Raw genomic sequence first — 11,234 nt, 5'->3', positions numbered from 1 at the left:
CGGATCCGCTCAGGAGGCGGGGGCGGGCGGCGGCTTCACGGTGGACGGACCGGGTGGTTCCCCGGACGGGCACCGCCCCGCCTCCTGAGCGGATCCGGAGAATCCGGTTTCGGTGAGGCGCGGCTCCTTCGACATGAAACCGCCGGATGATTCCGGTCCGGATTTGATCGCGGCCACTGCCCGTCCCCAGGAAGTGGCCGCGATCAAATCCGCGTACCGGGTCGGCCGAAAGGACGCCCGGACCATTCGGCACGCGCCGGAGCGGTGATGCCGCGGACACCGGTAATTTCCGGCGGACCGGCGATCGGTGGCTCCGCGGAAACTCCGGCGCCGATTACCCGGCGTGCCCACGCGGCGTGGCGGTGCTCAAGGCCGTGTACGCAAGCCGTATGCGCCACACGGCCTCGTGGCGGCGTCAGGTAGCCGTCGCAGCCCGGTCGGACTCACTGCGAAGCACGCAGAATTCGTTGCCTTCGGGGTCGGCGAGTACGGCCCAGCCGGAGCCGTCGGGATTCCGGCGGTCGCCGACCAAGGTGGCACCGAGGCCGAGCAGCCGTTCCACCTCCTGTTCACGCGATGTCTCAGGGCGCAGACACAGATGAATCCGATTCTTGATCTTCTTGGGCTCGGGCACCTGATTGAAGTGCAGCACCGGGCCCTCCGCCAGCAGCACCTGAGTCTCCCGGTCGCCCGGTTCGTCCTCGGGGTGCACTGGACGGCCGGTGACTCCGCTCCAGAACCGGGCCAGCTCGTAGGCATCCGCACAGTCGATCGCCACGTTCTGCACTACCGAAACCATGCGCGCGAGCCTTCCTCACTTCCGCTCCAGATGCCACCGGGTCGCGCTGGGGTTTCGCGCACACGGCTCGGGCGCCCTGGCGGCACCGTCGACACACGCTCCAGCCGTACCGACCCGTGAGCGGGGCGCGGTGCGGAATCGGGCGCCCCCGCTCGCCCGGTGTCCTCCGATCGCCTCGCCACGACGGGCACGTTCGCGAGGGGGCGGCGATGATCGGAAGCCAGGGGTGCCACCGGAACGCGCGCTGTGAGGAAGTGACCATGGACACGGACGGACAACCGGCCCCGCGGCGGCTGAACTGCCTGGTGACCGGGGCGTCCGGGTACATCGGCGGGCGTCTGGTCCCCGATCTGCTGGAGGCGGGCCACCGGGTCCGCTGCCTGGCCCGCTCCCCCGGCAAGCTCCGCGACCACCCCTGGGCCGCGGACGCCGAGACGGTCCGGGGCGATGTCACCGACGCGGGCTCGGTCGGCGCCGCCCTGCACGGCATCGATGTCGCGTACTACCTGGTGCACGCGCTGGGCACCGGTTCTGGTTTCGAGGAGACCGACCGCCGGGCGGCACGTGTCTTCGCGGAAGCGGCGCACGTCGCCGGAGTGCGGCGGATCGTCTACTTGGGCGGGCTCACGCCGCGGAACATTCCCGAAGCCTCGCTCTCCCCGCATCTGCGGTCCCGGGCCGAGGTGGGACGCGTCTTCCTCGACGGGCCGGTGCCCGCCACCGTGCTGCGGGCGGCCGTGGTGATCGGCTCGGGCTCGGCGTCCTTCGAGATGCTGCGCTATCTCACCGAGCGGCTGCCGATCATGGTCACGCCCAGTTGGGTGCACACGCGGACGCAGCCGATCGGGGTACGCGACGTGCTGCGGTATCTGGTCGGCTCGGCGACCATGCCCGCCGACGTCGACCGGGCGTTCGACATCGGCGGGCCCGACGTCCTGACCTACCGGGAGATGATGCGCCGTTACGCCGTGGTGGGCGGGCTGCGGCATCGGGTCATCGTGCCGGTGCCGGTGCTCACCCCGCGGCTGTCGAGCCACTGGGTCGGCCTCGTGACCCCGGTGCCCGCCGCTCTCGCCAGGCCGCTGACCGAGTCGCTGCGTCACGAGGTGGTGTGCCACGAGCACGACATCGCCCGGTACGTGCCCGATCCGCCGGGGCACCCGCTGCCGTTCGACGAGGCGCTGGCACTGGCCCTGCGCAGGGTGCGCGACGCGCGGGTCACGACCCGCTGGTCGTCCGCCGGTATCCCGGGAGCCCCGAGCGACCCGCTGCCCACGGACCCGCAGTGGGCCGGTGGCAGCCTCTACGAGGACGAACGACAGCTGACGGTCGACGCGTCACGGCAGTCGCTGTGGCGGGTGATCGAGGGAATCGGCGGCGACCACGGCTGGTACTCCTTCCCGCTGGCGTGGGCGGTGCGCGGCTGGCTGGACCGGTTCGTCGGCGGGGTCGGGCTGCGCCGGGGACGGCGCGACGCGGAGCGCCTGCGGGTCGGGGACTCACTGGACTTCTGGCGGGTGGAGGAGATCGAGCCGGGGCACCTGCTGCGGCTGCGCGCGGAGATGCGGCTGCCCGGCCTCGCGTGGCTGGAGATGTTCGCCGAGACGGATGACGAGGGCAGCACCCGCTACCGGCAGCGCGCGTTGTTCCACCCGCGGGGTCTGGCCGGCCACGCGTACTGGTGGTGTGTCTCCCCCTTCCACTCCGTCGTCTTCGGCGGAATGGCCCGCAACATCACCCAGGCCGCGGCCAAGGGCATGAGCGCGCGCCGGGCCGCGCCACGCGTCGGCCGCCTCTGCCGCCTCGGCCGCCTCTGCCGCGTCCGCCGAGCGCGCCGCGGCGGAAGCGTCGGACAGTAGGCCAGGCCGCCGGACGCGTCGTCCCCGTAAGGAGTGTCACCCATGACCGTCGCGGCCGTCCCGCGTACCTCACCACCGCGCTTCGAGCACGCGCGCGGCCGGGACTGAAGGGGAAAGCACCGTGCACTGGCTCTTCGGCGACCAGCTCGGTCCGCACTTCCTGCGTCCATCCCAGGACAGCGGCCTCAGCGGTGACACACCGCTGCTGATGATCGAGGCACGGTCGGTGTTCCGGCGCAGGCGCTTCCACCGGGCCAAGGCCCACCTGGTGCTCTCCGCCATGCGCCACCGGGCGGCCGAGCTGGGCGACCGGGTCGCCTATGTGCGCGCCGACACCTACCGGGAGGGCCTGGAGAAGGCCGCGGGCCACAGCCGGGTGACCGTCCACCACCCGACCTCGTACGCCGCTGTCCGGCTGGTCCGGTCGCTGCCGCGGGTCACCGTGGGCCCGGCGCGTGGCTTTCTCGTGCCGATGGACGACTTCGCGGCGTGGGCGGACGGCCGCGGCGGGCGGAGCCTGCGTCAGGAGGACTTCTACCGCTGGGTCCGGCGCGGGCACGACCTGCTGATGGACGGTGACGGTCCGGCGGGCGGGCGGTGGGACCACGACCACGACAACAGGCGACCGCCGCCACGGGACGCCGCCGTCCTCCCGGTCCCCGGTCCCTACCGGCCGCGCGAGGACGGCATCGACGAGGAGGTCCGCCGCGATCTCGACCGCTGGGAGAACGACGGAGACGTGTCCTTCGTGGGACGGGACGGACCGCGGCTGTTCCCCGCGAGCCGCGCCGAGGCCCGCGCGGCGCTGCGGCGGTTCGTCGCGCACCGGCTCGGCGCGTTCGGCCCGTACGAGGACGCCATGCTCGCCGCCGACCCGGCCATGAGCCACAGCCTGCTGTCGTCCTCGCTCAACCTGGGCCTGCTCGACCCCGCCGAGTGCGTCGAACGGGCGCAAGCCGCGTGGCGTGCCGGTGCGGCGCCGCTGAACAGTGTGGAGGGCTTCGTCCGTCAGGTCGCGGGCTGGCGCGAGTACGTGTGGCAGCTGTACTGGTACTTCGGCGAGGCGTACCGGCACTCCAACGTCCTCGGTCACACCGCCCCGCTGCCACGCTGGTGGAGCGGCCTGGACGCGGACGACGTACGGGCACACTGCCTGCGCACCGTCCTGGCGCAGGTGCGCGACACCGGCTGGACGCACCACATCCCCCGGCTGATGGTCCTCGGCAGCCACGCGCTCCAGCGCGGCTGGGATCCGGCCGAGGTCACCGACTGGTTCCACCGTTGCTTCGTGGACGGCTACGACTGGGTGATGGTTCCGAACGTCGTCGGCATGTCCCAGTACGCCGACGGGGGCCGGATGACGACCAAGCCCTACACGTCAGGGGGCGCCTACATCAACCGGATGAGCGACCTGTGCGGGGGGGGTGCGCCTACCGCCCCCGCGACCGCGACGGCGAACGCGCCTGCCCCTACACGGCCGGCTACTGGGCCTTCCTCGACCGGCACCGTGCCCGGCTGGAACACAACCACCGCACCGTCCGGGCGGTGCGCGCACTGGACCGGCTCGCCGGTCTCGACGAGTTGCGGCGACAGGAGCGGGCGCGTGGCGACGCGCCGCCGTGACACACCCGGAGGGGACTGCAGACGGGGCGGACGGGTCCTCGGGGAGCCCGCTCCGCGGAGCGGGAATCGGTGCGTGCACACCGGGTCCACCGGTGTGTGGCTGACGGAGAGTGGCTGACGGAGAGTGAGGGTTGCGTGTGCTTGGACTACGACCGGACCTGGCCGAAGGGGACAGCCGCGGCGACGCCCCGACCACGGCCGTCGACGCCATCACCCACGTCGAGGCGGTGCTGGGGCGCGTCCTGGACACGAGAGCGCGAGAGGCCCGAAGGACCGACCCGGTGTTCGCCCGCGACGTGGCCGACCGGGTCACCGCGTTCGTCCGGCGTGGCGGCAAGCGGCTGCGTACGGCGTTCGCGTGGTGCGGCTGGCGGGCCGCGGGCGGCTCGGGCGACGCCGCGGCGGTGCTGCGCACCGGGGCCGCCCTGGAGCTGGTGCAGGCGTGCGCTCTCGTCCAGGACGACGTGATGGACGGCTCCCCACTGCGCCGGGGCGCGCCCGCGCTCCACGCGGACCTGGCCCGTATGCACCGGGCCGTCGGGATGAACGGCCCACCGGAGAGGTTCGCGGCCTCCGCCGCGGTGCTCGCCGGGGACCTCGCGCTGGTGTGGGCGGACGACCTGCTGACGGAGACGGCGCTCGGCTCGCCGCACGGCGCGCGGCTGTACGGCGAATGGCGGGCGATGCGTGAGGAGATGGTCGCCGGTCAGTACCGGGACATCCACGCGCAGGCGACCGGATCGTCGGGCGTGGCAGAGGCGCTGGCGATCGCCGAGCTGAAGAGCGCGCTGTACACGGTCGCGCGGCCACTGGCCCTGGGCGCCTCGCTGGCCGACGCCGACCCGTACACGTTGGAGGCTCTGCGCGCGGCCGGACGGTGCGCGGGGCTGGCGTTCCAGCTCCGGGACGACCTCCTCGGCGCGTTCGGCGATCCGGCGGTGACCGGCAAACCGGCCGGGGACGACCTGAGTTCACGCAAACTCACCTATCTCCTGGCCACCGCACTCGGGCTCGCGCGCGCCGACGGCGACGACGAGGTCACCGCCGTGCTCACCCCCGGCGGGGCCGCGCGGCCCGGCCACAGCGTGACGCGGCTGCGCGCCGCGCTGGAGCGGACCGGAGCCAGGACCGTGGTGGAGGCGAAGATCGCGGAGCTGGCGGCCGACGGGCTGCGGCACTTCGGGCGCACGGGCGCCGCTCCCGCCGTGCGGCGGGAGTTCGCCGCGATGGTCGAGCGGGCGGCGGGCATCACGGCGGGCCGTACCGGGGAGGTCGTGTGAAGACCGTGCCCGGTCCGACGGACCATGTCGTCGTGGTGGGCGCCGGGCTGTCCGGCCTGGCCTGCGCCCTTCATCTGCTGGGCGCGGGGCGCCGGGTGACGGTCGTCGAACGGGGCACGGGGCCGGGCGGCCGGGCCGGCCGGGTGGAGCTGGGCGGACACCTGATGGACACGGGGCCCACGGTGCTGACCATGCCCCACCTCGCCGACGAGGCGTTCGCCGCTGTCGGCGACAGCCTGGCGCGCCACGTCGAGCTGGTGGCTCTGCACCCGGCCTACCGGGCCCGCTTCGCCGACGGGACCTCGCTGGACGTGCACACCGACGGCGAGGCGATGGAGGCGGAGGTGCGACGCTTCGCCGGACCGGCCGAGGCCGCCGGGTACCGCGCGCTGCGCGACTGGCTGGAGCGGCTGTACCGGGCGCAGATGCGCCGCTTCATCGGCGCGAACTTCGACTCGCCGCTGCGCCTCCTCCACCCCGACCTGGCCCGGCTGGCGGCGCTGGGCGGTTTCGGGCGGCTGGACCGGCGTATCGGCGGCTTCCTCTCCGACCAGCGGCTGCGCCGGGTCTTCTCCTTCCAGGCCCTGTACGCCGGAGTGACCCCGGCCAGGGCCCTGGCCGCCTACGCGGTGATCGCCTACATGGACACGGTGGCCGGGGTCTGGTTCCCCAAGGGCGGCATGCACGCGCTGCCCCGGGGGATGGCCGACGCGGCTCGCGGCGCGGGGGCCGACTTCCGCTGGTCGTCCGAGGTCACCGCGCTGGAGCGGCGGGCGGGCCGGGTGCGGGCCGTCCGGCTGTCCTCCGGCGAACGGATCCCGTGCGACGCGCTCGTCCTGACCTGCGAACTGCCTTCCGCGTACGGCCTGTTGGGGCGCGCGCCACGGCGTCCTGTGCGGCTGCGCCACTCGCCGTCCGCCGTGGTCCTGCACGCCGGGACCGACCGCACCTGGCCCGGCCTCGCCCACCACACCCTGTCCTTCGGCGGGGCCTGGGAGCGCACCTTCGACGAACTGACCCGGTCCGGGCGGCTGATGAGCGACCCGTCCCTGCTGATCACCCGGCCGACGACCCACGACCCCTCCCTGGCGCCGCCGGGCGGACACCTCCACTACGTCCTGGCGCCCTGCCCGAACACCGAGGTCGGCCCCTCGGCCGCGGCCTGGCGGGATCTCGGCCCGCGCTACCGCGACAGCCTGGTGGCCGAGCTGGAGCGCCGGGGTCTGGAGGGGTTCTCGGCGAGCGTCCGGCAGGAGCAGCTGGTGACACCGCTGGACTGGACGGCGCAGGGGCACGCGGCCGGCACGCCCTTCTCCGTCGCCCACACCTTCGCCCAGACCGGCCCGTTCCGGCCACGCAACCTGGTGAGCGGCGTCGAGAACGTCGTACTGGCCGGCTGCGGCACCACTCCGGGGGTCGGCGTCCCAACGGTGCTGATCAGCGGCAGACTCGCCGCCGACCGCGTCACCGCGGGCACCGGCCGCCGGTCCGTACGGAGACGACGGCCGTCCGGCACGCCCAGCACTCCGGCCACCGCCGCCACCGCCGCCACTCCGACCACTGCGACCACTGCGACCACTGCGACCACTGCGACCATGGCAGGTACCCATGACCCGTCGTGAACTGGACGCCGCGGGTGTCACCGATCCCGCGCTGCGGGCCGCGTACAGCCGCTGCAGGGAACTCAACGCCCGGCACGGCAGGGCCTACTTCCTGGCCACCCGGCTGCTGCCGGTGGAGCGCCGGTCGGCCGTGCACGCGCTGTACGGCTTCGCCCGGTGGGCGGACGACATCGTGGACGACCTGGCGCGGCACGAGACGCCCGGCGAACGCGACCGGCTGCTGGGGCTCCTGGAGGGCGACCTGGCGCGCGCTCTGCGCAGCGGCTCCGGGCACGAGCCCGTGGTGCGGGCCGTGGCCGACGCCGCCGCCCGGTACGGCATCGACCACGCGCTGTTCGCCGACTTCCTGGCGTCGATGCGCAGCGACCTGTGTGTCACGGACTATCCGACCTATGCGGATCTGCGCGCCTACATGCACGGCTCGGCCGCCGTGATCGGGCTGCAGATGCTGCCGGTCCTGGGCACGGTCGTCCCCCGCGAGGAGGCGGCGCCGCACGCGGCGGCCCTCGGAGTGGCCTTCCAGCTCACCAACTTCCTGCGGGACGTCGGCGAGGACCTGGACCGGGGCCGCGTCTACCTGCCGGCGGACCTGCTCGCCGCCCACGGCGTGGACCGCGCGCTGCTGGAGTGGAGCCGCGCCACGGGACGGCGCGACCCGAGGATCCGCGCGGCGCTCGTCGCGGCCGAGACGATGACGAGGGACGTGTACCGGGAGGCGGAGCCGGGCATCGCCATGCTCGATCCGCGCGTACGGCCCTGCATCCGTACCGCGTTCGCGCTCTACGGCGGCATCCTCGACGCCATCGCGGATCAGGGGTACGCGGTCCTGCACCGGCGGGCGGTGGTGTCCCGGCGGCGGCGTGCCGCGTCGGCCGCGGCCGGTGTCGCGCGGATCGCCCATGCGCGGTGGCGGACGCGGGCTCGGCGCCGGACTCCGGCGGCGGGCGGCGCGGCGCTCGGCTGGAAGGGACCGGTGCGATGACCGGGGCGGCCGGCCGCGGAGAGCGCCGCGGCTGGACACCGCCGCTGCGGCGACGGCGCCGCTGGGACTGGGCGGCGCAGGCGCCGACCTGGCAGGAGGCGCGCCCGGCGCTGATCGGCGCCGCGCTCGAACGCGCCTGCGCACGGCCGTCCGGCAACTGGTTCGTCGTCGGTGCCTCTCGGGACGTGCGCGCGGGTGGACCGCCGCGCGGCAGGACGGTGGGCGGGGTCGAGGTCGTGCTGTGGCGTTCGGAGACCGGCGGGCTGCGCGCGGGCCCGGGAGTCTGCCCGCACCTGGGGGCGCCGCTGCGCGACAGCCGGGTGGTGTGCGGCACGCTGGTGTGCCACTGGCACGGACTGGCCCTGGACGGTGGTCCGTTCGCCGGGTGGGAGCCGTTTCCCGTCCACGACGACGGGGTGCTGGTCTGGGTCCGGCTGGACGCGGTGGGCGGCGAGGAGCCGTTGGAACGGCCGGTGGTACCGGAGCGGCCGGTGGCGGGCGGCGCGGTGGACGCCGTATTCACCGTCGTGGGCCGCTGCGAGCCCCAGGACGTGGTCGCCAACCGGCTGGACCCGTGGCACGGTTCGTGGTTCCACCCGTACTCGTTCGTGGACCTGACGGTGGCCAGGCCGCCACGGGGCGAGGACGACGACACCTTCGTCGTCGACGTCTCCTTCCGGGTCACGGGCCGTCTGGTGGTCCCGGTGAGAGCGGAGTTCACCGCTCCCGGGCCGCGCACGGTCGTCATGCGCGTCACCGAGGGCGAGGGGGCCACGTCCGTGGTGGAGACCCATGCCACGCCGCTCACCCCGGAAGCGGACCCGCGGCCGCGTACCGCTGTGATCGAGGCGGTGGTGGCCGCCTCGGACCGGCGCGGCTTCGCCTTGGCGCGCGCCGCCGCGCCCGCGCTGCGCCCGCTGATGCGCCGCACGGCCGGGCGGCTGTGGCGCGACGACCTCGCGTACGCGGAGCGGCGCTGGGAGCTGCGCGGCACCGGGCGGTTCCCGGCGTGAGCCTGCCCCGACCGGACGGGCCCCGGAGGCGCGACAGCACGGCCCGGGGGAGCACGGCCCGGGGGAGCACGGACTCGGGAAGCACGGGCTCGGGGAGCGCGGGGCTCAGTGTCGCCCGGCCGCGCCGAGTGCCCGGAGCAGGGCGGAGCGGCCCGCCCGGGGTACGGTCCACAGCACCTGGCCCCGCACGCCCCACCGGGCGAGCAGCTCGCCCGCCGCCAGGAAGCCGGTGGTGGCGGCGCGTTCCATCAGCGCCACGGGCAGGTCGCAGCGGATCGCGTCGCCGGCCAGCGTCACCCAGGGATGGGGCGTCGACACGGTGGGCCGCCGGGAGCGGGAGCCGACCGGGAAGAGCGGGCAGTCGGCGCGCCACTCGTGCCGGGCGTCCACGATCCGTGCCCCGCGGGTCTCGGGGTAGACGCGGTGCAGGCTCGCCAGCGTACGGTTCTGGACGTCCGTCCGTTCCGCGCCGTCCTCGACGGCGTAGGCGTGCAGTTCCACCACGGAGCCGCCGTTGCGCGCCGCCCAGCGGGCCGCCTGCCCCTCGTAGCGGTCCAGGACGCTGATGTTGTCCAGGCCGTCGTAACCGCTGGTGCCGAGGAATCCGGGCCGGTCGGCGCGGACGGGCCGGTCGAGCCAGAGCCGGGAGACGAGGAAGGGCGGAGCGGTGCGCAGGGCGGCGATGTCGTCGCGCCAGGCGGGGGTGGCCAGGTCGGGTGAGGCCGCGACGGTCTCCCGCAGTGCCCCGGGGTCGAGCGCGAGCACCACCGCGTCGTACCGGTCGACGGCGGTGTCGGTCTCCACTGCCACTCCCCCGTCGTCCGCCGGGTGCACACCGCGTACGGGGGTCCCGGTGCGCAGGTCCGTGCCCAGGCGCAGCAGGTAGTCGCCGAGCGGCTCCCACAGGGCCTGTGGGAAGGGGTCGTCCGGCACGTCGAAGAGCAGGCCCTCGGCGGAGCCCAGGAAGTAGATGTGGAACATCAACAGGAGTTCCGCCGCCGACAGTTCGCGGGGATCGGCGAAGAAGCTGCGGGAGAACACCTCGAACGCGAGGTGATGAGCGGCCGCCGGGAAGCGTACGCGCTCCAAGAACGCCGTCGCGGCCAGCGAGTCGAAGCGGTCGTAGACCTCGGGGACCCGGACGTCGAGGAGCGGCAGTGCGGCTCGGGGGTCCATGGCGGCGAGGTCGCGCCAGCCGAAGGTGGGGCTGAGGGCGACGAAGCCGAGCACGCCGAAGGGCGGCGTGCGCGGGACGCGGGCGAAGCTGTCGGTCAGCCCGCCGCTGTGCCGCAGGGGGTAGTCGGGCAGCGGCCGGAGTCGGTCGAGCCCCGGATCGGTCCGTCGCAACAGGCCGCGGAGGTTGTAGTACTGGCGGAAGAAGGCGTGGAAGCCGCGGCTCATGGTCACCCCGGATCCGTCGGCCAGCCGCGTGTGCCAGCCCGCGAGGCGACCGCCGAGCGACCCCTCCCGCTCGTAGAGGGTCACGCGCGCGCCGCGTTCCGCCAGCAGGACGGCGGCGGCGAGACCCGCGATCCCGCCGCCGGCCACGGCGACGCGGGGTGCGTCGGTCCGGGCGAACCGGTCCTGACCTGGCGGTGGCATCAGGACCTCGGCCTTGCGGTCGCGGCCTCGCCGGGCCGCGCGGTGCGGGGCGCTCACCGGGCGCCGCCGTCCCGCCCCGCCGTCGGGCGGTCCGAGGCGCCGCGCGGCGCGCGGGAGGTCGGTGCGGTGGCCGGGGCCGAGCGCGGTGGGACGGTCTTCGGTGTGCGACGCGTGGTCCGAGGCGCGTGCCGGGTCGTGGTCCGAGGCGCGTGCCGGGTCGTGGTCGCGCGGCGGTGTCATCGGGGGCTCTCTCCGGTTCGGGGCGCGGGGTGCGGGCGGCGCGGCAGGAAGGGGAGTTCGACGGCGGTGCGGAGCATCGGGCCGACGGGGGTGCGCAGGCCGATTCCCCATTCCTCCCAGGGCGAGGTGGCCCCGTCGAGGAAGCGCAGCAGGCGGTGTGGCGGGATACGGCGGAACAGGTCGGTGAAGAAGTCGGGGCCGTTGATCCGGCCGG

At 74.6% G+C, this 11,234-nt stretch carries 8 protein-coding genes and 1 pseudogene; 6 read left to right on the top strand and 3 right to left on the bottom strand.

Features of this window, described 5'->3' with window-relative positions; all coding sequences use genetic code 11:
* Positions 1-415 precede the first annotated feature (415 nt).
* A complete protein-coding gene (locus tag DVH02_RS23140; RefSeq protein ID WP_114625745.1) occupies positions 416-799 on the bottom strand; it encodes a VOC family protein in 384 nt (127 codons plus the stop codon).
* A 260-nt stretch (positions 800-1,059) separates the two neighbouring features.
* On the opposite strand from DVH02_RS23140, the gene DVH02_RS23135 reads away from it, so the two are divergent.
* The 6 genes and pseudogenes from DVH02_RS23135 (at position 1,060) to DVH02_RS23110 (ending at position 9,178) form a co-directional block, all read left to right on the top strand.
* A complete protein-coding gene (locus DVH02_RS23135; RefSeq protein WP_114625744.1) occupies positions 1,060-2,658 on the top strand; it encodes an SDR family oxidoreductase in 1,599 nt (532 codons plus the stop codon).
* Positions 2,659-2,779: 121 nt separating this feature from the next.
* Positions 2,780-4,281 (top strand): annotated as a pseudogene (locus DVH02_RS23130) (cryptochrome/photolyase family protein).
* 137 nt (positions 4,282-4,418) lie between these two features.
* Complete coding sequence (locus tag DVH02_RS23125) at positions 4,419-5,561, top strand: polyprenyl synthetase family protein (RefSeq protein WP_114625743.1); 1,143 nt, start codon at positions 4,419-4,421, stop codon at positions 5,559-5,561.
* The gene (gene crtI / locus DVH02_RS23120; RefSeq protein ID WP_114625742.1) at positions 5,558-7,183 is read left to right on the top strand and encodes a phytoene desaturase family protein; all 1,626 of its coding nucleotides are present in this window, start codon (positions 5,558-5,560) and stop codon (positions 7,181-7,183) included. The genes DVH02_RS23125 and crtI overlap by 4 nt, the downstream gene beginning before the upstream one ends.
* Entirely contained in the window at positions 7,170-8,165 is a 996-nt protein-coding gene (locus DVH02_RS23115; protein ID WP_114625741.1) for a phytoene/squalene synthase family protein, read from the top strand. Before crtI ends, DVH02_RS23115 begins: the two co-directional genes overlap by 14 nt.
* Positions 8,162-9,178, top strand: coding sequence for a DUF5914 domain-containing protein (locus tag DVH02_RS23110; RefSeq protein ID WP_114625747.1), 1,017 nt, complete (start codon positions 8,162-8,164; stop codon positions 9,176-9,178). The genes DVH02_RS23115 and DVH02_RS23110 overlap by 4 nt, the downstream gene beginning before the upstream one ends.
* Before the next feature lie 105 nt (positions 9,179-9,283).
* Here DVH02_RS23110 and DVH02_RS23105 read toward each other — a convergent pair whose 3' ends face one another.
* Together DVH02_RS23105 and DVH02_RS23100 are read right to left on the bottom strand one after the other, a co-directional pair.
* Positions 9,284-10,780: an FAD-dependent oxidoreductase gene (locus DVH02_RS23105; protein WP_199566388.1), complete on the bottom strand. Its 1,497-nt coding sequence runs from the start codon at positions 10,778-10,780 to the stop codon at positions 9,284-9,286.
* A gap of 236 nt (positions 10,781-11,016) precedes the next feature.
* Positions 11,017-11,234, bottom strand: a 218-nt coding sequence (locus DVH02_RS23100) for a lycopene cyclase family protein (RefSeq protein ID WP_233518408.1), incomplete at its 5' end; no start/stop codon positions are given.

This window comes from Streptomyces corynorhini (assembly GCF_003346515.1).
GTDB classification, from domain to species: domain Bacteria; phylum Actinomycetota; class Actinomycetes; order Streptomycetales; family Streptomycetaceae; genus Streptomyces; species Streptomyces corynorhini.
The sequence above is the reverse complement of the archived record's forward strand: the minus strand, read 5'-3'. Positions and strand labels throughout refer to the sequence as shown.